This is a genomic window from Paenibacillus sacheonensis, assembly GCF_009909195.1.
GTDB lineage: Bacteria > Bacillota > Bacilli > Paenibacillales > Paenibacillaceae > Paenibacillus_Z > Paenibacillus_Z sacheonensis.
On sequence record NZ_JAAAMU010000011.1, the window covers coordinates 90,519 to 113,459 of the forward strand.

At 59.5% G+C, this 22,941-nt stretch carries 20 protein-coding genes; 5 read left to right on the plus strand and 15 right to left on the minus strand.

All coding sequences use genetic code 11. The features are described from left to right. Positions 1–343: 343 nt before the first annotated feature. From GT003_RS20120 to GT003_RS20170, 11 genes are all read right to left on the minus strand, one after another. Positions 344–1,558 (minus strand): glycosyltransferase family 4 protein, encoded by a 1,215-nt coding sequence (locus GT003_RS20120; RefSeq protein ID WP_161701156.1) that lies wholly within the window; start codon positions 1,556–1,558, stop codon positions 344–346. Continuing rightward, positions 1,545–2,573: a lysylphosphatidylglycerol synthase domain-containing protein gene (locus tag GT003_RS20125; RefSeq protein WP_170312284.1), complete on the minus strand. Its 1,029-nt coding sequence runs from the start codon at positions 2,571–2,573 to the stop codon at positions 1,545–1,547. Before GT003_RS20125 ends, GT003_RS20120 begins: the two co-directional genes overlap by 14 nt. 216 nt (positions 2,574–2,789) lie before the next feature. Further along, positions 2,790–3,656 carry an amidohydrolase family protein gene (locus tag GT003_RS20130; protein WP_161701158.1) on the minus strand — a complete coding sequence of 289 codons (867 nt, stop codon included), beginning with the start codon at positions 3,654–3,656 and terminating at the stop codon, positions 2,790–2,792. Further along, positions 3,653–4,810 (minus strand): mandelate racemase/muconate lactonizing enzyme family protein, encoded by a 1,158-nt coding sequence (locus GT003_RS20135; RefSeq protein WP_161701160.1) that lies wholly within the window; start codon positions 4,808–4,810, stop codon positions 3,653–3,655. Before GT003_RS20135 ends, GT003_RS20130 begins: the two co-directional genes overlap by 4 nt. Continuing rightward, positions 4,807–5,562 (minus strand): PIG-L deacetylase family protein, encoded by a 756-nt coding sequence (locus tag GT003_RS20140; RefSeq protein WP_161701162.1) that lies wholly within the window; start codon positions 5,560–5,562, stop codon positions 4,807–4,809. The genes GT003_RS20135 and GT003_RS20140 overlap by 4 nt, the downstream gene beginning before the upstream one ends. After that, the gene (locus tag GT003_RS20145) at positions 5,559–6,590 is read right to left on the minus strand and encodes a zinc-dependent alcohol dehydrogenase (RefSeq protein ID WP_161701163.1); all 1,032 of its coding nucleotides are present in this window, start codon (positions 6,588–6,590) and stop codon (positions 5,559–5,561) included. The genes GT003_RS20140 and GT003_RS20145 overlap by 4 nt, the downstream gene beginning before the upstream one ends. Further along, the gene (locus GT003_RS20150; RefSeq protein WP_161701165.1) at positions 6,591–7,259 is read right to left on the minus strand and encodes an RraA family protein; all 669 of its coding nucleotides are present in this window, start codon (positions 7,257–7,259) and stop codon (positions 6,591–6,593) included. A gap of 27 nt (positions 7,260–7,286) precedes the next feature. Next, the gene (locus GT003_RS20155; RefSeq protein WP_161701167.1) at positions 7,287–9,329 is read right to left on the minus strand and encodes a DUF4082 domain-containing protein; all 2,043 of its coding nucleotides are present in this window, start codon (positions 9,327–9,329) and stop codon (positions 7,287–7,289) included. Between the two features lie 40 nt (positions 9,330–9,369). Then, positions 9,370–10,218, minus strand: a complete 849-nt coding sequence (locus GT003_RS20160; protein WP_161701169.1) for a carbohydrate ABC transporter permease — start codon at positions 10,216–10,218, stop codon at positions 9,370–9,372. Then, the gene (locus tag GT003_RS20165) at positions 10,211–11,107 is read right to left on the minus strand and encodes a carbohydrate ABC transporter permease (protein ID WP_161701171.1); all 897 of its coding nucleotides are present in this window, start codon (positions 11,105–11,107) and stop codon (positions 10,211–10,213) included. The genes GT003_RS20160 and GT003_RS20165 overlap by 8 nt, the downstream gene beginning before the upstream one ends. Before the next feature lie 89 nt (positions 11,108–11,196). Beyond that, positions 11,197–12,564 carry an ABC transporter substrate-binding protein gene (locus tag GT003_RS20170; RefSeq protein WP_161701173.1) on the minus strand — a complete coding sequence of 456 codons (1,368 nt, stop codon included), beginning with the start codon at positions 12,562–12,564 and terminating at the stop codon, positions 11,197–11,199. Positions 12,565–12,783: 219 nt separating this feature from the next. On the opposite strand from GT003_RS20170, the gene GT003_RS20175 reads away from it, so the two are divergent. Together GT003_RS20175 and GT003_RS20180 are read left to right on the plus strand one after the other, a co-directional pair. Continuing rightward, a complete protein-coding gene (locus GT003_RS20175) occupies positions 12,784–14,592 on the plus strand; it encodes a sensor histidine kinase (protein WP_161701175.1) in 1,809 nt (602 codons plus the stop codon). After that, positions 14,589–16,217, plus strand: a complete 1,629-nt coding sequence (locus GT003_RS20180) for a response regulator (protein ID WP_161701177.1) — start codon at positions 14,589–14,591, stop codon at positions 16,215–16,217. Before GT003_RS20175 ends, GT003_RS20180 begins: the two co-directional genes overlap by 4 nt. 91 nt (positions 16,218–16,308) lie before the next feature. Here the strand turns inward: GT003_RS20180 and GT003_RS20185 are convergent, their stop codons facing one another. From GT003_RS20185 to GT003_RS20200, 4 genes are all read right to left on the minus strand, one after another. Further along, positions 16,309–16,929: an acyl-CoA-like ligand-binding transcription factor gene (locus GT003_RS20185; RefSeq protein WP_161701179.1), complete on the minus strand. Its 621-nt coding sequence runs from the start codon at positions 16,927–16,929 to the stop codon at positions 16,309–16,311. 35 nt (positions 16,930–16,964) lie between these two features. Further along, positions 16,965–18,518, minus strand: a complete 1,554-nt coding sequence (locus GT003_RS20190) for an MDR family MFS transporter (protein ID WP_239565996.1) — start codon at positions 18,516–18,518, stop codon at positions 16,965–16,967. 323 nt (positions 18,519–18,841) lie between these two features. Beyond that, positions 18,842–19,888, minus strand: a complete 1,047-nt coding sequence (locus tag GT003_RS20195; RefSeq protein ID WP_161701181.1) for a GGDEF domain-containing protein — start codon at positions 19,886–19,888, stop codon at positions 18,842–18,844. Positions 19,889–20,071: 183 nt separating this feature from the next. Next, positions 20,072–20,512 (minus strand): hypothetical protein, encoded by a 441-nt coding sequence (locus tag GT003_RS20200; RefSeq protein WP_161701183.1) that lies wholly within the window; start codon positions 20,510–20,512, stop codon positions 20,072–20,074. Between the two features lie 222 nt (positions 20,513–20,734). On the opposite strand from GT003_RS20200, the gene GT003_RS20205 reads away from it, so the two are divergent. The 3 genes from GT003_RS20205 (at position 20,735) to GT003_RS20215 (ending at position 22,920) form a co-directional block, all read left to right on the plus strand. Beyond that, positions 20,735–21,745 (plus strand): LysM peptidoglycan-binding domain-containing protein, encoded by a 1,011-nt coding sequence (locus tag GT003_RS20205; protein ID WP_161701185.1) that lies wholly within the window; start codon positions 20,735–20,737, stop codon positions 21,743–21,745. A gap of 213 nt (positions 21,746–21,958) precedes the next feature. Then, positions 21,959–22,303 (plus strand): DUF3243 domain-containing protein, encoded by a 345-nt coding sequence (locus tag GT003_RS20210; RefSeq protein WP_161701187.1) that lies wholly within the window; start codon positions 21,959–21,961, stop codon positions 22,301–22,303. A gap of 167 nt (positions 22,304–22,470) precedes the next feature. Then, complete coding sequence (locus GT003_RS20215; RefSeq protein ID WP_161701189.1) at positions 22,471–22,920, plus strand: VOC family protein; 450 nt, start codon at positions 22,471–22,473, stop codon at positions 22,918–22,920. The last annotated feature ends 21 nt before the right edge of the window (positions 22,921–22,941 follow it).

Consider the following 22,941-nt stretch of genomic DNA (forward strand, 5'->3'; position numbering starts at 1 on the left):
GGGCGGCACCGGCAAACAGCGGCCCAATAGCGTTTCGCAATTTTGATTTTCTCGACATTCTGACGGTTGGACTACAACGGCATTTACAATAAAGAAATGAGGCACGGAGCCCCCCACATGAGGGGACCCCCGGCCTCATTTCATTTTTTATTTCATTTATACTTACATTCATTTATTCATTCATGCGTTTATCATTCATTTTATCATTCATGCATGCATTTATTCATTCATTTATCATTCATCTTCTCATTCATGCATTTTATCATTCATGCATGTATCATTTATGTTCATTCATTTATTCATTCATGCATGTATTCAAAGCAATGCGCGCGGGTCCGCCCGACTACGACCGGACGTTCTCCCGGGCCGACTCTCTCGCGAGCCGGCGGCGAGCCGTACGGGTTGCCGGGAGCGCGCATATCCGTCCGATATATTGATCGAACCCCGCCGCAAGCACCTCATGCTGAAATTCCGTCTTGGCCCGCTTGTATCCGTCGCGGACGAGTCGATTCCGAAGGGCGGCATCGCTCGCGAGCCGAACGACGCTGCCCGCGATTTCCTCCAGCGATTCCGGGTCCACCAGCAGTCCAGTCACGCCGTCCTGCACGGCCTCCGAAGCGCCTCCCGAGCGTCCGGCAATGACCGGCAAGCCCGCGGACGCGGCTTCCAAGTAGACGATCCCGAACCCTTCCGCGTCCCCGCTCTCCAACTCCCGGCTCACCATGATGAATTGGTCCGCGAGATTGTAGTAATCGTTCACCTGCTCGCTTCCGCTCACGCTGCCGACGAACAATACCACGTCCATGACGCCTGTCTTCCGGGCAAGCAGCTCCAGCCGTTCCCGGTCCGGACCGTCGCCGACGATCACGTAGACGGCATGCGGGATTTGCTTCAGTATCGCCGGCATCGCTTGAATGACACGGTCATGGCCTTTGCGGGTCACCAGCCGGCCGACCGACAAAATCATGTATTTGCCCTCCAGCCCATGCTGCCGGATCAGGTCCTTATTAGCCGGACGCCTGTCGTAGATGCGCTCAACGCCCGGATTGACGATGCCGATCCGCCGCGAATCCACGCCGTAGTCTTCCACCAGCTTCTTCGTGAACTGGCTGTTGGTCAGCACGCCGTCGGCTTTGCGAAGGATCAGCTTCACGACCGCGTTCAGCCCGATGTACCGGCGAAACATCAGCATATCCATCCCGTGCGTCGAGATGACGTAGCGCCGTCCGCCGAACAGCCGAAATAACAGCCCGATAAATCCGATCAGCACGTAGCCGTATATCGTCACGTCCGGCTCCTCGCCGCGCATCGTTCTGCGCACCTGTCCCAGCAATCGCCCCCAGCTGGAGGGATCCGCCCGTTCCTCCCGCATGAAAGCGCCTCTGGTGATCCGAAACGGCAGTCTTCTGTCGAACTCGCCGCTGCCGGGATATTCAGGCGCAATCACGGTCATGTCATGCTTGCTGTGCACCGACAAGTTATAGTAGTAGTTCTGCATGCCGCCGACTCCCGGCGGAAACACGCCTGTCACGAGAACGATTTTTCTACGCTTCGTCATAGGTTCTACCCCTTCTCGTCAAATAGGCGGCCGCTCGGACCGCAGCCCAGAACATCACTTCCGCCATCATGTTCCACAACCTGGCGATGACGGATATGTACAGCGCCGTTTCCGCGCCGAGCCGCAGCGACAGAAAATAAACGAGCAGCCCTTCGCGGACGCCGAGCCCGCCCGGCAGCGGACTGAACAGTCCGACCAGCCAAGACGTCGCAAAGGTTCCCGCGGCATAAAACAACCCGACATGGCCCCGGCCGAAGCTGTTCGTCAGCATCCAGAAGGCGATGCCCATGAACATATGGCTGCCGATAAAGCAGGCCAAGCTGCCAAAAAAACGATTGCGGGTCAATCCTGCCTCCGATCCGGCCACGGCAGCCTCGGCGCCGATCTCCTGCCCCAATGCCGCCGTCAGCCGGCCGAGCACGCGCCGCAGCGTCTTCCAGCGCGAAGCGCGAACGAACAGCCAGCGTATCCAGGCTGTAGTCCGGTCATAAAAGACGTATGCGGCGGCGAACACCGCGAGAACGGCGATAATATAAACCGCCGGCGCAATATCCAGGCTGACCAGCAGCACGACCGCATAGCAGAGCGCCGCGGAGACGAGCAAAATATTCTCATAGACGATGGCGGCAAGCTGCGCGTCCAGCGCGATCCCGGCCCGCGTCGTCAGCATGACGCGTCCGGCAAAATTCCAGAAGCCGCCGGGTATGTACTTGGCGAACTGCGAGTCGCTGAAGATCCGCAGGCCGGCGAGCAAACCCAGACGCGCGCCTGAACGCAGCCCCCCGACGCCTTCGTTGGAGGCATTGACGATCATCACCCAGATCGCCGCCTGCAGCATGAGGAAGAAAGCGAATACGACCATGGACGTATAAAATTGCACGTTGGCTTCTACGAGGAAGGTCTCGATATCCGCCAGCTTGAGCGGAACATTGGCCGCAATGAAGTAGACGATCAGTCCCACCAGCGCGACCTTAATCGCCGTCGGCATCCATCTTCGAAGCATCGCTATCCTCATCGTATCCCCTCCCGGTTCGGCGCGGCTATCGCTCCATTATAAATTGGAACTGTTTACTTAGTGTTACCCGGGAATGAGGATTTGAATAAAACTTCCAGCAAATTGAAGGGCAGTCGGGGCAAGAAGACGAACCTTATGCCGCATAATGCCGAAAACAGGCGGAAACGCGCGAAAAACCGGAAGCGAGCCCTCCTCAGGGCCCGTTTCCGGTTTTATTCAGACCTGCCAGCGTCTATCGGCAAGATCGGGCAATCCCAGCAAACCGGGCGTATCCCGATGGAGAATGGCTTCGATCTCTTCTTCCGGCACGCGCGGCAGCTTCGTCCCTGCCAGAATACCATTGATCGCTCGCGCCCCGTCGATCGTCTGCTGCGGCGTGAAGAACGGGAAGTCGGAGCCGAACAGCACTTTATGCGACACCCGGTACTCGGTTACGTTCATCATGGCGTTGTAGAACTGCCACGGCCGCGGAACGAGCGCGGAGAGATCGGCGTAAACGTTCGGATTCTTGCGAATGAGCGACACGCACTCCGCATGCCAGGGGTGACCGAGATGCGCGACGATCATCTTTAAGGACGGAAACGTGCGGGCAATCGGATCCAACAGCTCCGGACGTGACGCATCCAGAAATCCCTGCGATACGAAAGACGTGCCCTGATGCCATAGGATCGGGACGCCGAGCTCATCGGCTTTGGCATACAGGCGGAAGTACGCGTTGTCATTCGGATAGAAATTCTGGTAGATCGGCGCGAGCTTCAGCCCGACAAGTCCGTATTCCTTGACGGCGAATTCCAGCTGCTCCGGCGCATCCGGCGCATGCGGATCGACGCTGGCGAATCCGAACAAGTTGCCGCGATGGCCCTGCACGTAAGTCGCGACGTATTCGTTCGGCACGACGACGCCGGTCGCCGGACAGTTGAAAGCCAGCACGATCGCTCCGGCAGCGTGCCGGTAGACATTCCAATGATCCTCCGGCGTCGTTTGCAGCTCGTACCCGTCTCCCCATGCTTTCTTCGCATCGGACAGGAAGCTGCCCCCGACATGCCCCGGTCCGAACAGATGCGTATGCCCGTCGAAAATCATACCGTCACCGCCAATGCGTCGACCGAATATTTGCGCACGGCCGCTTCGTCCAAAGCGACGCCGAGCCCCGGCCCCGAAGGCACCGCGACATAGCCGTCGGCGTCCAGTCGCAGCGGCTCGAGCACGAGGTCCCGGCTAAGCGGCGTATCGTTCGTGCAGAATTCCTGGAACAGCGGATGCTTCTGATAGGCGTTCAAGTGCAGCGAAGCGGCGGTGAGCACATCGGACGTCCATGCGTGCGGGATGATCAATTTGCCCGCCTGCTCCGCCATCGTCACCAGCTTGCGCGTCTCCGTCAGCCCGCCTGCTCGGGAGACGTCCGGTTGAATAATGTCGATATCGGCCTCCGCGATCAGCTGCTTGTATTCGTACAAACCGCCCAGCTGCTCCCCGCAAGCGATGCGCGCGTTCACGGCGTTCGACAGCTTCCGGTAGCCTTCCAGATTGTCCGAATGCAGCGGCTCCTCGACGAAGAAGACGCCGTACTGCTCGAGCTCCTTCACGAGCTGGATGGCCAGCTTCACGTCCGGCGTCCACATGCCGTCGACCATGATATCCATATCGTTACCCGCTTCCTTCCGCGCCGCGGCGACGAGCGGCACGACCCGGCGAGGATCTTCGGTCACCACGCCCCAGCCGAATTTCATCGCACGGTAGCCGAGCGAGCGGTACTTCCGGACGGCCTCCTTCATCGCTTCCGGCGTGCGCCGGAACAGCGTGCTGGCGTAAGCCTTGATCCGCTCGTGGTTGCGCGCGCCCAGCATGACGCTCACCGGCTGGCCGGCGGCCTTGCCGATGATGTCCCAGATCGCGATGTCGATTGCGCTCATCGCATGAATCGCCGCTCCCCGCCGGCCTTGATAGAATGCGGACTGGTACATGTTCGCCCAGATCTTGTCGTATTCGAACGGGTTCTCCCCGATAACCGCGTACTTCAGTCCCTCGGAGAACGCCTTCAAATAACGGGGCGCATCGATAAGCGCCTTCATGACATGCGGATGCGAATCGCAGTCCGCGATGCCGACGATGCCTTCATCCGTGCGCACCCGCACGAGCAGAGCATACTTCGGCCCGCGCGAGTCGGAAGCGTCGTCTGCCATGCCGTACTCGTATGGACTTTCCAGGATGTCGAGCTCGATGGCGGTGATTTTCATTGCGCTCCTCCCCTCTCCATCTTGTAGTCGAAGGTCGAAGTCCCGGCACTCTCCGGCAGCAGCCTTCGGGATAAGCCCCTGTACCAGGCTTCTACTTTCGTGAATCCCTCCGCGTATCGGCTGCCGGCCTGATAGCCGCGGAATTTGCCCATCGTCTCCACGACGTCGAGCAGGTCGACGTCCATGAGCTGGCGGAAGATCCGAAGCTGGCTGGCATGCTTGGCGAGCGCGGCCTTCTTCGCGTCGATCGTCTCCGTAATATCCACGAACTCCGTCGGCTGGAAACCGATGCCCCCGACATTGTCCATGAAGTAGAGCGTCACCTGCCGGGAAGTCGCCGGATGCGCCGTCTTCAAGCTCCCGACCCCCGCCAGCGGCAGCGCATCCCAGACGAGCTGATGCGTATAGCGGTGATCCGGATGATAATCGTTCGGCCCATGCGTCATAACAAGGTCCGGATCGACGGACCGGATCATATCGACGAACGCCATACGGTTCGCAAGCGTGTTTTCCAGCTTCTCGTCCGGGTAGCCCATCCAGATGGGAGCAGCCCCGATCACGAAGCACGCTTCCTTGAACTCCGCCTCCCGCACCAAGGCCAGCTCCGCCGGCGGCACGTCGAAGTTGCCCATGTCGCCGTTCGTCGCGACGGCCATGAAGACATCGTGACCTTGCTTCTTATACAGCGCCAGCGTTCCCGCGCATTGCAGTTCGATATCGTCGGGATGCGCGCCGATCGCCAGGATCCTCATGTTCCGTCCGCCCCCTCTTCGATCAGCATCGCCTTGACGACCTGCCGCTTACGCCCCGTCAATTCATTCAAGAACGCGGCCCCGGCACCGAACGGCACCCTGTCGGACACGATTGCGCCCACGTCGACCCGGCCGCTCTCCACGAGCCGGATGCCCCGGTCCCAGAGCAGAGGGGCAGAGATGCAGGTCACGACGCCGAGATCCTTGGCGACGATCCGATCCGAAGGAATGGACGGCGCGTCGGAACCGTTCAGCCCGTACAGCACGATCGTGCCGCCCGGCGCGACGCGCTCCAGGCAGGAGCGGACGGCATCGACGCTGCCCGAAGCCTCCACGACGACATCGAATACGGCACCTGCGCCGTATTGCGACTCGCCCCCCAAGCTCAGATGCACGGCCTCGTCGGCGCCGAGCCGAAGCCCGAGCGCCAGCGTCTCCTCCCGCTTATCGAACAGCGTTACGGATGCCGCGCCATATACATGGGCAAGCTGCGCGAACAATTGCCCGGCGGGTCCTCCCCCGAATACGGCGACGCGGGCGCCGGCGATGTTTCTCGCCCGGTCAATAGCGCCGAGCGTGCAATTGAGCGGCTCCATCATCGCGCCCTCCTCGTACGACAGCGCATCCGGCAGCCGGTACAGATTGCCGGGCTTTACGGCGACGTATGCGCCGTAACCGCCGCTTCCGGTCGTCGTGCCGATCTCCCCGCCGTCCGGGCACAAGTATTTGCGGCCGGACAAGCAGCTGCGGCAGCTCCCGCAGCCGATGACCGGATCGACGACGACCCTGTCGCCCGCTTGCCAACCGACGACCCGCGAGCCGACCCGCTCGATGGAACCCGCTATTTCATGGCCGAGCACCCAAGGCGGCTTCGCAAAATCCAGCCGGCCGGACACCATGTGCAGATCCGTCGAGCAGATGCCCGCCGCGCGTACGCGAACGAGCGCTTCATCCTCCGCGGGAGCGGGAGCCGGCCAATCCGCTACTTCTTCCAGCCTTCCGTCCGGCTGCCAGACGATCGCCCGCATCTACAGTACCCCGTACTTCTCGTACACGTCCCGCAGCAGCTTGCCTTCGAGCAGCTCGCGGCGCGTATGGTGCTCGCTGTTCGCCTTTTTCGAAGCAAGGGCGATCGTCTCCACGAGCACCGCCTGCGGGATAACGACCACGCCGTCCCTGTCGGCGAAGACGACGTCGCCCGGATGTACGAGCACGCCGCCCGCCTCGACCGGGCAATCGTAGTCAATCACGAGGCCTCGGCCCCGGGAATCCACCGGCTTGTAACCGGCGCAGTGGAGCGGAAATCCGAGCTCGACGATCTTCGCCGTGTCCCGCACGAGGCCGTCGATGATCGCGCCTCTCGCGCCTCGCATCTTGGAAGCCGTGGAGAGCAGCTCCCCCCACATGCCGTTGCGAACCGACTGGTTCGTCGCCGCGACGACGACTTCGTCCGGCAGGATGCTGTCGATCGACGCGATTTCCTTGACGTAAGGATTGTCTTGAATATGGTACACGTCCACCGATAGAATCGTTTTGGCCCGGCCTGCCAGGCTTGCGTTCCCTTCTTCAAGCGGCCGGATGCGTTCGTTCATCGCTTGGCTGCGGTAGCCCAACTCATCCAGGCTGTCGCAAATCACGGCCGAATACAGCTCCCGCTGCATCCAGTCGAACAACGTCTTGTCATCTCGTGCTTCCATCTGTCCTGCCTCCTTGGTTGGTCACGGTCACGGAACGAAGTAGACGTCCCTGAAGTAATTGGCGTTGTTGTACGTCGAGGTCGGCATAGCGCCGGACGTCGTAGTGAAGACGCCGCTGCCCGCATACGTAATGAGATTGCCGTTGTTGACCGGACTGTCGAAGCCATGGCTCGATGCCGGATACCAGTGGTCGGAGCTTGTCGAGACCGACACGATATAGTCGGTGTTGGCCGCGATGGTCAAGGCCGCCGGCAGCGTGAATTCCTTCCAGCCCGCCGTCCCCGCCGTAATTGACCACGTGTAAGGCCCTGCCACTACCGTACCCGTAGAGGCTTTCCAAATCCGAACGGTATGCGCCCCTCCTTCGGTTGCGTTCGTGTAGATGCGAGCCTTCGTGATCGAGCCGGCCACCGTGGAGTAGAATTTCGTGCCTAGCTCGTATTGCGTGTCGTTATCGTAGCCGACCGGCGTCTGCGTCGTGAAAATCGTTCCGCTCGTGCCGCTGCCGCCCGTCGTCAGCGCCGCCGAGTCGATCCTGCCCCATGCCGTGGCGCTCGCGCCGCCGTTATTGTCGATGCCGAGCCGGTACGTGCCGGCTGTCGCGACCGTGAACGTGATCGACTTCGCCGTCCAGCCCGTGCCGCTGAACGCGGTGCTTTGCAGCACCGTGCCGTCCGACGCCTTGACCGCGAACATCCGGAGAGACGCGCCGCTGCTCTGCACGCTGGCGGAGAACGTATACGTGCCCGGCGTTAGATGAACGCCTTGATAGATGCCGGCATAGCCCAAGTTGAAATTTTGAATATACCCATAGTAGCCGCCCGGCTGCCCGACCGCCGCATTGCTCGCGCCGCCTCCGCCTTCGTTCGTCCAGAAGGACGTCTGCTTATAGGTCGTGCTTGAAGCGCCCGCGCCGTCGAAGTTCGTGTTCAGCAGCGTCGTCGAGCTCGTGATCCCCGCGAAATCGGCGTCTCCGGAGAAATCCGTCTTCGGCATGGAAGCGACGTTGCCGTCGAGCTTCGTCCCGCCGTTGACCGGGATGAGCGTATTGTTCTTGAACGTAACGGACTCCGTCGGCGTCCGCGGTCCCGGCGTATAAGGATCGTCGATCAGCGCTCCGATCGGATACGTCGCCTTCAGCGTATTGTCGTGCACGTTGACCCTGGAGACCTCCGACGTCGATTGGTCCGGGTTGCCTCCGGTCCAATTGATGAACAAGAAACCGTGGCAGCCTCCGGCGCATTGCACGTCGACATTATTATGGTCCACCTCGATGTTCTTCGTCGGAATCGGGTTCGCCGTGGACCACCACGTGCCTCCCCGCGGGTCGTTGTACGACGCCCAGACGTAGATGCCGTCGTCGCCGGTCGTCAACGTATTGTTGTATACGCGGATGTTCTGGCAGTTCGCGAGGCTGACGCCGTCGCTGTTCAGCGTTGCCGGATTGGTCGTCTTCACCCCGGTCACGACGCCGTTCGTGGACTGCCGGAGCGCGATATTGTACATCGTCGCCCCATCGATCGTAATGTTCGATATCGTAAAATTGTCGACCTGATAGAAGCCGATGGCGTGAATGACGATGCTGGTCGCGTCGTTGCCGGTGTAAGTCATCTGAATCTTGCCCGCGCCCGTGATCGCGACGTTCGTCGTACCCGGACCGGCGAAGATCAGCGGGTAGTTGTTGTCGGCCCATGCGTTCCATGGTATGGAGCCGGATTTCAGACGCCCGTACGTTTGGGCATGCGCATAATGTGCCGTGTTTTGACTTTCCTTGAGCACCGCATTCGCGTTAAGGTTAAGCGTCACGTTGCTCTTCAGCGTCAGATCGCCCGTCAGGAACGTGTACCCGCCGGGGAGATTGACCGTCCCGCCGCCCGCCGCATTCACGGCGTCGATCGCAGCCTGGATCGCCGCCCTGTCGTTCGTCGTGCCGTTGCCGACGGCGCCGTAGCCGAGGACGCTGACGTCCATCGCGCTGGCCCTGCCCGGCAGGGCGAACAACCAGGCGAACGACATGAGCGCGACGATCAGCGACAGTACGGACAACTGCGTTCTTCGCGTTACGTCCATCTTGATTTCCCTCCTCTTCGTTCTATCGCTTGCGCTTGCGTTATCCCTTCAAACTGCCCGCCATGACGCCCTTCACGAACGACTTCTGGAAGGCAAGGAAAAACACCGTGATCGGAAGGCAGACGAGCACCGTTCCTCCGAATACGAGATCCCACTGCCCGACCTTGGAAGAACTGAAAATATAGAGCTGAAGGGGCAGCGTGAACATGGCATTCTTGTTCAGCACGATCAGCGGCACCAGCAGGTCGTTCCAAATGCTCACCCCCCGGATGACCAGCACGATGCCGGTAATCGTCTTCAGCAGGGGCATGTAGATGTGGATGTACGTCTTGAGCGGGCCGCAGCCGTCGATCGAGGCCGACTCGACGATCTCCTTCGGAATCGAACGCATGAAGCCGGCGTACAGGAAAATAACGAAGGGCAGGTACATTCCCGCGTAGACGAACGCGACGCCGAGGAAGCTGTTGACCAGATCGAGCCGCTTCAGCAGGAGCAGCAGGGGCACGATCGTAATTTGGGGAGGCACCGAAATGAGCGCGACGAAGAACGTGTACAGCCTTCTGATCGCGCGGTTGTTCGGCAGGATGACGCCATAGGCCGCGAGCGAGCCAAGCGTTACGAGCAGCAGCAAGGACAGCGCCAGGATCAGCGCGCTATTGAAGAACGCGGTCTTGAAATGCAGCTGCTCGTAAGCCCTGGCGATATTCTCGAACGTAAAGGAATGCTTCGTCAACCAGAAGGGCTGCACCGAAATCGATTCCGCATACTTAAACGCATTGTTGAGCGCATACCACAGCGGCAGCAGGTAAAACAGCGCCACGAGCGCGAGTATGACGTTAGTCGCGACTTGAGGCTTCTGCAGGCGGCCTTCGCCGCGAACCTTATTCATGAGCGGCTTCCCTTCGGTTCAACAGCCGCAGCAGACCGAGCGTGATCGCCGTCGTGACGAGCGTCAGGATGACGGCGAGCGCCATGGCGCTGCCTTGCTGCATGCTTTTGAACGCATAGATGTAGATCGAGATCGCCATCGTCTGGGACGCGAAGCCGGGTCCCCCGCCCGTTAGGACGAACGGTAGATCGAAGATCGTCAATATGCCGATCGCGGAGACGACGATATTGATCGTAATGGCGTGCGAGAGCAGCGGGAACGTCAGATAGCGCAGCCGCTGGAACCACGTAATGCCTTCGATGCTCGCCGATTCGTAGATATCCGGCGGAATCGTGCTCAGCCCGCCCAAGTAAATCATCAGGTAGAATCCGACGGAATACCAGACGATGCTGAGGCTCATCGCGGGCATCACGGTCGCCGTCTGGCCGAGCCAATCCTGCGCCCAGCTTTCCTTGCCAAGCTTCTCGAGCACAAGGGCGACGGGGCCGAACACCGGATTGTAAATCACTTTCCAGATGATGCCGACGACGACCATGGAGAAGATATTCGGCAGATAGATGATCACCTTGTACATGCCCGCGAACCGCCGGACGTCGTAGATCAGAACGGCAAGCAGCATCGAGATTATATTCAGGACGGGCACATACAAGCCGATCAGGAAGAGCGTATTCCAGATGAGCTGCTTGAACTGCGGCGACTGCAGAACGTAACGGAAGTTATCCCAGCCGACGTAGTCGAAGTCCGGGCTGATGCCGTTCCAGTTCGTGAAGCTGTAGCGGAAGGACATCAAGGCCGGATAGAGGAAGAAGACGCCGATGACGGCGAGCGCCGGCAGGACGAATGCCGCGCCCGCGACTGCGGAACGGTTGTTGCGGTACCAGACCCTCATGCTGCGCCACCTCTCGCGGAAGGAAGCCGGCGGGCGGAGCGCTCCGGACCTATTCGGCCCGCCGCTCCGCCGCCGTTTCCGGAATCGGATTATTTTTTGACTGCCTGCAGGTACGTGTCCTGCGTGAACTTAGCCGCGCCTTCCGGGGTCAGCTCGCCCGTCAGCACCCGTTGGAACGTCTGTACGAGCGAAGCCTGCACTTCGGACGGCAGCACCTCGAACCAGAGCGGACCGCTCTTCGCGTACGTCTTGAGGTCGTCGACGTAGGAGGAGATGGCCGGGTCGATCTTGAGCTTGCCGGCGTCGGGCGACTTGATCATCGGGATGTTGCCGCGCTTGTTCTGATAGATGTAGTAGCCGTCGCCTTCGACGATGAAGTCGAGGAATTTCATAGCCGCGTCCTTGTGCTTGCCCTCCGCGACCGCGAAGCCCGTCTCCGTCGCCACGACGGGCACCAGGTCCTGCCCCTTGTCGTTCCAAGGCGGCAGCATGACGCCCGTGCCGAAGCCGGCCGCCATCATCGTGCCCGCCAGCCAGATGCCGCTGAAGGACATGGCCGCTTTGCCCTGCAGGAACTCGTCGTTCGCTTGGCTGTACTGCAGGCTGGTGACGCCTTTGATCAGGTAGCCCTTGTCGTAGAGCGTCTTGAATTTTGCGTAGATGTCGGCATACGCCGGCGTATTGAAGTCGAATGTGCCGTCCGCGAGCTTCTTGAGCGCATCCGGGTCTTTGCCCACGATATTGTTCGAGAAGCCATTGCTCCAGACGGTATTGTTGACCGTGCCGTCCGCGCCTGCCACGATGAGCGGCGTGATGTCGCGGCTCTTGAGCTGCTCGCAGGCCGCGAGGAATTCGTCCCAGTTCTTCGGCAGTTCTTTTATGCCGGCTTGGTCGAATAGTTTCTTATTGTAGTAGATCAAGGTCGTGGACAATCCGCCGGCGATGCCGAACAGCTTGCCGGACGAAGACGTGAACACCGGCTTCAGCCCGTCGATCGTGTTCTTGCCCGCTTCGCTGTCCTTCAGGTCGGCGATCAGCCCGGTGTCGGCCAGCTGCGCGCCGAACGTGCCGCCGTCGATCGTCATGAAATCCGGCAGCGAGTTGGCTGCCGCTTTGGGCTGCAGGTACTCCGCGTTCGTGTCGTTCGGCACCTGGGAGAAGTCGACCTTGATGTTCGGGTACTTCGCCATGAACTGATCCACGATCTCCTGCGCGGCGTCCACCCAGTCGGAGCTCATCATCGACACCGTGAGCGTAACCTTCTCGTCCGCGGAGGTATCCGCGGGCGCGTTCGCCGGTGCGTTCGTGCCCGCGTTCCCGGAGGTGCCCTTGCCGGCATCGTTCTTCGTGTTCGAGGCTGCCGTGCCGCCGCCGTTGTCGTTCCCGCAGCCATAAAGCGGAACTGCCAGCAGCGAGAGCGCCAGTGCGGCCGAGCATGCTTTTTTCACTGAAACCATGGATCCATCCCCTTTTGATTGGCTTAGTGAAAATATAGCACAGGCATTTCCGCCATATAAGGCAACAAAATTCACATAGAGTTTAATATTTTCAGATAATTACAACATGTACCTAACAGCAAGTCCATTTCATGTTATATTTAATTCCATAAATCAGACATACTCCTGCGCGCGAGGCGGACTCCCGCTTCTAAATCCGAACAAACGGAGCGAATGCCGATGAAGATCTTCTCTCGCGGGCTCAGTATCCGCGTCAAGCTGATTCTGTCGATCTACGGCACCATCATCTTCATCTCGTCCGTGCTGGGCTACTTCTCCTACCAATACTCCGCGGACAACGTCGTGAACAAAGTAAGCATCGCCAACCAGGCCACCGTCAAGCAGATCGACGCCAACCTGAACTTCCTGCAGCATGAAATCGACGATATCTCCATGCAGCTCGAGCTGCACGACCTCGTGCAGTCCTTTCTGAAAGGGAGCGCCAGCCCGCTCTACACCGACAAATCGCTGCTGTTCACCATGAGCCTCATTGCCGCGAAAAGCTACATCAACCTCACGATCCTATACAACCTGTCAGATGATCAAATCCCGTTCCATATGAGCAACGACGGCAGCAACGGCATCTATCCGTTCTCCGTCTTCTCGGGCAGCGGCACGTACCGGAAGATCGACGCGCAGCAAGGAAAGCCCTATTGGTTCCGCTCGGACGACGAGCTGCTGATCCAAAACAATAAATATCCCAAGATCGTAATGGGGCGAATGGTTCGCGACCTTAACGATTATCACAATATCGGCCTGCTCATCATGTGCGTGAACGAGAAATACATCCGGAACCTGTACGCCGACAACCTGCAGACGAACGGCGGCAGCATCGCGATCGTCGACGGCAGCGGCAGCGTGATCTCGCACGGAGGCCCGGACTTCTACCCGGCCGCCGGGCAGAGTTCCCGGTTCGTTGCCGACGCAGGCAGGCATCAAGAAGGCACGCTGGTGGAGAACGTCGGCGGACAGCCGATGCTGATCGCCTACAGCAGCCTCAACGAGGTCGGCTGGAAAATCTACTACGCGGTGCCGATGGTGTCCCTGACCAAGGAGTTAAACGCCATTAAGAAGTTTACCTTCTACATCGTCGCCGGATGCCTCTTGGCCCTGCTGCCCGTCATGCTGCTGCTCTCCTCCCTGCTCACGCTGCCGATCAAGCGCCTATTGCGCTCGATGCGCCGATTTCAGGCCGGACGCTTCGACGAGCGCGTGAAGATCATGAACAACGACGAGATCGGGCAGCTCTCCGAGGGCTATAACACGATGGTTGCCAGCATTAAAGATTTGGTCAATAAGATGTACGTGCTGCAAATCCGCGAACGGGAAGCCGAGCTGAACGCGTTGCAAGCCCAGATCAATCCCCATTTTCTCTACAACACGCTCGATCTCATCTTCTGGAAAGCACAGGCCTCCGGGGACAAGGAAATCGCGCTGATGATCTATTCGCTGTCCCGCTTCTTCCGGATCAGCCTAAACCGCGGGGAAGGCATGACCGTCGCGGCGCGGGAGAAGGAGCTCGTCGAGCATTACCTGCTGCTCCATCAGAAACGGCACAAGCATAAGCTGTCCTACGATATCCGGTTCGAGGACGACGTGCTGCCGTGCATGATTCCGAAGCTGATCCTGCAGCCGCTCGTCGAGAATGCCATGCTGCACGGCTTGGAGAAACAGAAGAACGGCGGCCATATCATCGTGACGGCCGCACGGGATGGCGAAGAGCTTCGCTTCGCCGTCGAAGACGATGGGGTCGGCATGGACGACGAGCAGCTGCAGGCGCTCTTCTCCCCGCCGGCCGAACGCCCCGCGGCCGCCGCGATGCCGGAGCTGCCGGGCGGTTACGCCGTGCATAATGTCGTGGAGCGCTTGAAACTGATTTACGGCGACCGTTATAAGATGGCTTTCTCCAGTACGCCCGGGGTGGGCACGAGAGTGGAAATCGTCCTGCCGGCCGATATGCCGGCGGCAAAGGGAGGCATTACAGCATGAGCATGAGACTGCTGATCGTGGACGACGAAGAGGAGGTTCGCAGCGGGATTCGTGGCATGATCGACTGGGAAGGCAACGGCATCGAGGTATGCGGCGAAGCGGAGGACGGCGTGCAGGCGCTGGCAATCATTCGCGAGGCGAAGCCGGAGATTCTGCTGATGGACATCCGCATGCCCGAACTGAACGGGCTGCAGGTCGCGGAAGCGATGCAGCGGGAGGGCCATGCGTCCAAAGCGATTCTGCTCAGCGGCTACGACGATTTCGCGTTTGCGCAGCAGGCGCTGAAATTCGGCGTTTCGGAATATTTGCTAAAGCCCTGCATGCCGGACGAAATTCTAGCCGCGGTGCTGAAGACAGCCGCCCTGATCCGGGAGGAATCGGAACAACGGGAGAAATACGCGGACCTGCAGGCCATGCTTGAATCGCAGATGCCGTTCTTGAAGGAGCGCTTCCTGCTGAAATGCCTGCGCGGCGAGCTTCCGCCGGCGGAAAATCCGCGAGAGGGATTCGCCCTGTACGGGATTACGCTGCCGGCAGCGGAGACGGCGGCTGCGCTGGTCCGCATTGACGAATACGGCGCGCTGTGCGGGGATGCCAAGGAAAGGGACATCGCGTATTGGCGCTTCTCCGTCCGGAGTACGGCGGAGCGGTTCTTGGGTACCCGCTTGGCGATGGAGTTCGTCGACGATCAGGATGATTTTGCTCTCATCGCGCATCTCGCTTCCGGCGAAGACGAGGCCGCTCTCGCGGAAGGCCTATCCCGCATGCAGGAGGCGCTTCGCGGGCAGTTCGGCTTTACGGCTTCGGTCGGCATCGGCCGGTCCTACCCGGGCATCGGCCAGCTCCACCTCTCCTACTCGGAAGCGCGCCAGGCCATGGAGGCACGGTTCGCGCGCGGGGACGGCTGTCTGGTCAAGTACGAAGAATTGTCGGCCGAGGACCCCGGGCAGACCGTGCCGAGCTATCCGTTTACCGAGGAGAAGCAAATACTGCACAGCGTGAAGAATGGCAATCAGGCTGCTCTTGAGCGTCAGGTGGATGCTTTCCTCGAGGCGCTTGCTCCCCCGCCTGACTCTCCATCGCGGGAACATGTCGTCCGATGCTGCATGGCGCTTCTGCTATCTCTTTATCATTTGTGCCTAGAGACCCGCTCCAATCCGGACGACGTCTTCGGGCGAGGGCTGGCTTCGATCGATGCGCTGCTTGGCGTGCCCACCTTGCGCCAGTTGAAAGACAACGTGCTGGAGACAACGAACGAAGTCTGCCGTAAGATCAACAGCCGCAAATCCGGCCATAAGACGGTAGAGCAGGCCGTTGCCTATATCCAAGCCAACTTTGCCGGAGAGCTGACGCTGGAGACGGTCGCCAATCAAGTATACGTAAACCCGAACTACTTCTGCCTGCTGTTCAAGCAGTCCATGGGCGTCAACTTCATCGACTACGTGCACCAGATTCGAATCGGGCAGGCATGCGAAGGGCTCGCCGCCTACCCGTACAAGACGTACGAAATCGCGGCCAAGGTCGGTTACGCGAACGAGAAATATTTTTGCCAGATCTTCAAGAAGCTGACCGGCTTGACGCCTTCCCAGTATCGCGACCGGTACGGCAGCGCTAATCTTCGCTGATACCGTCGGATAGACAAAAAAGGATGCCGCTGCCTTCGGCAGCTGCATCCTTAAGCTATCGCATTAATCCCGTGCCTGTCTAACCTCGCAATTACAATCCCGCCGTCCCGAGCGGCACGCCCTTCTCGTACAGCGCCAGCGCCCGGTCGGTAACGGCGGTGAAGTCCTCGTCCGGATGCTCGAAGCAATGCAGCTGCACCGCCATCATGGCACCCATGATGGTACCGGCGAACATCATGACTTCAAAGTCGTCCCGGGGACGATCCAGCCGGTCCGCCGCCAGTTCGGCGATCAGGAGCAGCGTATCGTTCATATGGATGAGCGAAGCGGCGCGCAGCTCCGGCACGGACATCGTGAGCGCCATCCGCTCGGCAAGCGATGTCTGCTCCTCCCGCGTCATCCCCGCGAAGCCTTCCTTGGCGGCCGCCCGGAACGCCTGTATCAGACTGATGCCTGCCGGCTGCTTCCGAAACGACTCGATCAGCAGCTCATCGTCGTTATCCTCCAGCACCAACGCTTCTTTCGTAGGAAAGTAGCGGAAGAACGTGCTCGGCGAGATTTCGCTTGCTTCGGCGATCTGCTCGATCGTCGTGGCGGCATAGCCATACTCGCGGAACAGGCGCATCCCTTGCTGCTGCAGCGTCCGGCGGGTTTTCATTTTCTTCTTCTCGCGAAGACCGAGCTTCGCGGGTTCCGGGTTTTCCGGAGACATGCCCCATCACCTCTTGCCCTTCATCATAACCGATCTTAGTGCTGGACTTCCATGCTTGGTCCGTGAGAGCCCGCTTCTCCCGCTTGCTTCGCTTCCTTGTCCTTGTCGGGGGTGACCGTCAGCACTTCCCGTTTCAAGAACAGGCAGATCACCACGACGACGAGCGCGAAGACGAACGATATCCAGTACAGATGCTGGAACGCGCCGGAGAAGACATCCTTGATCTGATCGACCAAGCTTGGATCGAGCCCTTCGGGAATGCCGCCTTGCGCGGCGCTGCCCAGCTCCTTCGCGGTATCCGCAGGCAGATTGCCCGCCAAACCGCCGATGCCCGACGTAATCTTGGCCGCGAGCAGGCTGCCGAAGATGCTGACGCCGATCGTCATGCCGAAGGATTGGAAGAGCGTCACCGAGGTCAGGGCGACGCCGCTGTTTTCTTTGGCGACCGACTCCTGCACGATTAGATTATTGTTGAATAGAACCCCGAACCCGAGGCCCAGAATAACGAAGTAAGCGACAATGGCGATAATCGGCGTATGCATGTTAAAGCTCGTCATCAGCAGGAAAGCCACTGCCGGCAGTGCCATCGAGACGGCGAAGATCGTGCGATAGGGAATCTTCGTCATGAGACGTCCCGAGATGATGCTGGCGATGACCGCTCCGACCATCAGCGGCACCGTCAGGTAGCCGGATGCGATCGGCGACAGGCCGAGCACGTTCTGGGCAAAGAACGGGAACGACGCGAACGAGCCCATAACCCCGAGCACGAGCGTGAAGACGATCAGCGACAGGACGACGAACGTCCGGTTCTTGAAGAGATGCATCGGCAGGATCGGTTCTTTGGCCCGCCGCTCGACGAATACGAAGATCGCCAGCATGACCGCGCCCAGTACCCACAAGCCGATCAAGGCCGGCGAACTCCATGCGTAACCTTCCGTCTCGTGCAGCACGGGGGTCAGCAGCAGGGAGACGATCGAGCCGACGAGCAGGAACGCGCCTGCCCAGTCAATGCTTGCGTTCTTGTTGCCCGTAGATTCCCGAAGGCCCGCGGACAACACGATCGCCGCGATGACGCCGACGGGAATGTTGACCCAGAAAATCCAGTGCCACGAAATATGCTCCGTCAGATAGCCGCCGAGCAGCGGTCCGAGCAGCTGCGGCACGAACATGATCGCGCCGAATATCCCCTGCGTCTTCGCCCGCTGCTCCACGGTGAAGATATCTCCGAAAATAACCATGGCCAGCGGCATCAGGCCGCCTGCGCCAATCCCTTGAATGCCGCGTCCCAGCAGCAGCATCGGCATGTTCTCCGCGAACCCGCTCACGATGGAGCCGGCAATAAACAGGCCCATGCTGAGGATATAAATCTTCTTGCGGCCATACAAGTCCGCCAGCTTGCCGAGAATCGGCATGAAGGACGTCATCGTCAGCATGTAAATGCCGACTACCCAGCCGTAGAGCGACAAACCGTCCAAATCGCGGATGATCGTAGGCATCGCGGTACTAACGACCGTCTCGTCGAGTTCCGAGAAAATAATGCCGATAATCAGGCCGATGACAATCAATGCTTTGTTATTCGTTCGTGCCAAGACAGCAGCCTCCTCTTGTTTGTTCGATAATGACAGTCTATATATAATGACAGTGACTGTCAATTTAAATAAACTGCCAAAACAATGGTTCTATTAGCTTGATGACAACGATACCGTCGCTTTATGAACGGAGAATGAACGAAACAGGCTTAACGTTATTTCACTCGCGCGGCCGGGCAGCCCTTAGCAGCTCTAGCTCTAGTCCCAGCCCAAAAAACGGCAGTCCCGGACGTATTCGCTTGTCCGGTACTGCCGTTTTGTCGTATTCGATCGATCCGCTGCCATGCCGCCTCAGGCAGGGCATGAACAGTAAAATCAAGAGGTTAATTAACGGCTGCTGCTCTTGCCCATACGATGCGATCGCGGCCGCCGCGCTTTGCTTCGTACAAGGCGTCGTCCGCTTCCCGGAGCAGGTCCGGGACGGCTTGTCCGGTACGAATGGCGGCGCCGAAGCTCATCGTTACGGTGAACCGGACGCCCTCCCCCGCTTCGAACGTCTTGGCGGACAAGGCGTCGCGCAGCAGGTTCAGCCTGCTCTCCGCCGCCCCGATCTCCGTCGGCGGAATGAGGATGGCGAATTCCTCGCCGCCGTAACGGTAGACGGACCCGTTATCCCCGCAGAAGATCCTTCCCAGCTCTACGGCCAGCTCCCGGAGCACGAGATCGCCGGTCAGATGTCCGTAGCTGTCGTTAATCCGCTTGAATTTATCGATATCCGCCATGATGACGGCAATGGGCCGCGACTGCTCGCCATACTGCTTCAGATGCTCCTGGAAGGTCCGATGATTCCAGAGACCGGTCAAATAATCCCGCTTGGCCATGCTCTCGTACTCGTTCTTCTCTCCGAGATGCTTCCGCTCCCGCGCGACGATCATGCCGCCCAAGGTGCCGATAAACGCCAGGAAAGTAAAGTTCATCACGATGTACGGCAGCTCTTGTTCCGGCAGTACATGGCCTTTCGCCCCGACCAGGAACGCATAGTCGGCGATCAGCGCGGCAGAAGTGACGACTGCCCCCTTCATCCCCCAGTAGACGGAAGCGTGCAGAATGATCAGGTAGCCGATCGGAAACACCGGGCTGCCCGCGTAGCCGGTCAAGATCAGCAGAACCGTCAGCGCGCAGAGATCGAACAGGATCCCCGCCCGCGTTATGTAGATATATTGTTTGCGCTCGGTTTGGTTCTTGTAAAGCACGTACTGCGTAGCTCCCATATAGAGCGTACTCAGACAGAACGCCGCCAGGAAGAACGCATGCGTCGCAGGCGAATCATAGTATCCGTAGTACATCCACACGGAAGCCAGCAGAAAAAACCAGCGGACAAAGGAAAACAGCATTTCCAGCATCCGATCCTTCTTCTGTGTCCCGATCATGATGATGCACATCCATTCGACAAGATATGCCTCTACTATACCACGCCCGGCGATAGGCAGAAGCATGAAATGCCGAAATTTGAAACTTTTGGTTAGCGCGTTTAGGTAGAAAGGCCGCCCCCCGGCACGGCAAAATGCTTAGGGTCGGCCTCCACTTCGCGATCCGCGGCCGCCTTGATCCCGCTAATCGCCATACACCGAAGCATTGAAGCTCTCCGGACCCGAGCGAAGCACCGCGCTGCTCGTGTTGACGATGGCAAACAGCGAGTAGACGAGCATTCCGCTGACGGGAACGGGCGTGTTGTAGTTCGAAGCGGACAGCGTAATCAGCTGACTATCGATATCGGACAACGAGAAGGATTGAACCGACAGATACACGATCGGCGCAGCCATGGAATCGCCGCTCACGATCGCCAAGATCACTTTGGTCGTCGTCTTCGCCTGGGACGGCAGCAGAATGCCGACGACGGCATCGAACTGGACGCGGATCATGCCCATCGTCGAAGGAGGAACGTTCAGTCCGACTACGCCGACGAGGACCGGCTCGTTTACCGGAAACGGATCCGGAGCATCCAGCGGAGCGCTGATATTCATGGACGTTCTGGCATCGATTAATATTCCCATACGCAATCACCTCCTAGATCGGGTTGTCCTAGCTTATGCTTGTCTCAGGCGGAAGGGAAAGGCATAGCGGCAATGAATTGTCGCAACGCGGGCAGAAAGCAGGCCATCTGCAAGCCGGGTCTTAGGGCTAACGGCCCGATTTTTCGGGCGCCCCTCTATTCACCTAGCAAATTATAGTAAAATGGTTAATAGAACAAAACGTTAACCAAAGGGGAGAATCCTATGCAGAGCCCAAATTCGACAGAATCCGGGCGCGGTTCCAGAGCCGAACGCGCACGAGAGAAGAAAGCCGGCTCGCACGGCATGCTGCTGACGACCGGGGCTTTTCTGATCGTGGTATGCGTCATCCTTTACGGCGTGTTTGCGTCGCATAAAGACTCGGGGAACAAGGCGCTCGAAGGAGCTAAGCCGCCTGCGGACACGCAGTCAGCCGATAACGGGAACAGCGGAGCGAAGGGCGAAGATGCGTCGTCAGGCGCGGCGTCGAATGATTCGGGCGGCGGCAAAGACCCGGGTACGCCCGTATCGTCCAACGATGGCGCAGGCACGGATAGCAGCAGCGGCGGATCGACGGGCAGCGGCGCGAACGGCGGCGATACGCCGGTCGCATCCGGCGATGCCGCCGCTCCCGATGCGAATGCCGGCGGCGGCAGTACGGGCAGTGCCGGTCATGCGGGCAGCAGCGGCAGCGGCAGCGGTACCGAAGGGTCGACCGTATTCGAGCCCGTCAAGACGCCGGACAAGCCCGATACGGACAAGGGCAGCACTACCCCTCCGAAGGAGACGGGCGAGGATACCGGCGGCAAGGATGCCTCGACTTCCGGGAAGCCGGCATCGAAGCCCGCGACGACGTATGTCGTACGGAAAGGCGACACGCTGTCGACGATTTCGCTCAAATTTTACGGCTCCAAGCAGTACGTCTCCTTCTTGGCGGAACGCAACGGCATCGCATTCGTGAACGACATGAAGCCGGGAGACAAGATCAGGATTCCCGCTCTGACCGCCGGTGCCGGCTCTTCGTCGATCAGCAAGGACGAGCAGGCGGATTACGCCAAGGTCAAGCTGCCGGCGGTCTATCTCGTTCGTCCGGGCGATACTCTCTACCGGATATCCGTCCTGTTCTATAAATCGGGCGAATACGTGAGCCTCATTGCCAAGAAGAACAAGCTCGACGAGAACGCAGGCTTGAAGGCCGGCGTCTCGCTGACGATTCCTGCCAAGCCCGCATCGTAATAAGCGACTGGCGCTCGATTCGCGCCTGCTCGACATCCATATGAAGAAGGCCGCTATTTCCCCGGGGGATCGCGGCCTTCTTTGTTCCTGCAGTTCCTGCAGCTCTTGCAGTTCTTTCAGCCGCTTCAACCTGCCGCGATTCGTCCGCGGACAGCTCGGGTAACAAGGAGAGAAGCTACTGCTCCATCACTCGATTCCAAGGAGGAATGCGCGATGAACGAGAGAAGCCAAGTGTCAAACCAGGATCAGCAAGCGCAGACGGATCAAATCGAACAGGCTGTTCAGGCGATGAGTAACGGCAAAGGGGACCAGATTCTGCAGGATTTCGAGGCCTTCAGAAGCTATCTGGCCAAACGGATCGAGATGGCTCAAGGTCTCGGCTTCGGCGACGAACAGCTGGCGGTGATCGCCCAGAAGGTGGCCGGCTATCTGGCCGAGCACGAGGAGCCCCGGAACAGCGAGGAATATCTGCTTCGGGAATTATGGAAAGTCGGCACGGAAGCGGAACAGCATAAGCTCGCACACATGTTGGTCAAATTAGCCCAATCCGCCCACTAATCCGGGCAGGACGGACAGCGCGGCAGCGCAAAAACGCCAACGTTCAGGGCCGGAAGCACCTCGGGGAGAGGCCGCTTCCGGCCCTGTCTGCGTGCGCCTCTCGAAGGAGGCCGCGGCTGGCCCTACGTGGTATACTGGAAGTATTATGCGATCGGAGGTGGCTGGCCGTGACCCTTAATCGTTCCGTACCGGCGAATATCCTGCTCCCCCATGTGTTTTATGAAGATGTCGCTGCCGCGCTGCACTGGCTGTCGAATGCCTTCGGCTTCGCCGAGTATCATCGCTTCGGCCTCCCGGACGGAGAAGGGCTGCACGGAGCCATGATCCGCCGCGGAGAAGCCTGGGTCATGCTCAAGAGCCCCGGCTCGTCGGCCACGAGTCCCTCCAAGCTCGGCGGGAGCTCGCAGCAGCTGATGATCTTCGTCGAGGAGCTCGAGGAACATTATCGCGCCGCGCTCGCCGCGGGAGTACATATCGCGGAAGAGCTTCACGTCACGGAATACGGAGAGCAGCAGTACGTCGCCCTAGATCTCGAGGGGCATACGTGGATATTCGCGAGACATGCGCGCGACGTTGCGCCCGAGGAATGGGGAGCCGTGACTGCAGGGAGAATATAATACCGATCGTCAGAAGATTCA